The organism is Desulfosporosinus sp. I2 (genome assembly GCF_000960765.1).
Lineage (GTDB): Bacteria > Bacillota > Desulfitobacteriia > Desulfitobacteriales > Desulfitobacteriaceae > Desulfosporosinus.
Window position 1 is genome coordinate 1 of sequence record NZ_JYNH01000313.1, and the last position, 600, is coordinate 600.

The following is a 600-nucleotide window of genomic DNA, read 5'->3' on the forward strand; positions in this document are numbered from 1 at the left end:
AACAATCGAAGCAATTTGATTAAGAATGGAACCTCACTCACAAAGGATTGAGGGAAGGCAGAAATGCTTGACTAGCAATCCTATATTTTTGATTGGTTAGACGTTCTTAGGAACTAAGGCCAGACCTGTTCTTTGAAAACTGCATAGAGAAATAAATCTAGTAAAAGTCGAAAGTAGTCACTTCGAAACGCAAGTTTCGAATAAACCTAGAAGTAGCAAGAATTAGGTCAAGCTACTAAGGGCGTACGGTGGATGCCTAGGCGCTAAGAGTCGATGAAGGGCGCGGTTAACAGCGAAATGCCACGGGGAGTCGTAAGCAGGCTTTGATCCGTGGATACCCGAATGGGGCAACCCAACCGGAGTCATATCTGGTTATCGTTAACTGAATACATAGGTTAACGAAGGCAACCCGGGGAACTGAAACATCTAAGTACCCGGAGGAAGAGAAAGAATAATCGATTCCCTGAGTAGCGGCGAGCGAAACGGGAAGAGCCCAAACCGGTCCTTCGGGATCCGGGGTTGTAGGACCCTCTATTAAGAATGATTCCTTAGCTGAACAGAACTGGAAAGTTCGGGCAGAGAAGGTAACACCCCTGTAAA

1 rRNA gene is annotated in these 600 nt (G+C 46.0%); it reads left to right on the plus strand.

The annotated features are described in order from the left end of the window. Positions 1 to 225 precede the first annotated feature (225 nt). Positions 226 to 600, plus strand: a 23S ribosomal RNA gene (locus UF75_RS25880); the annotation flags it as partial.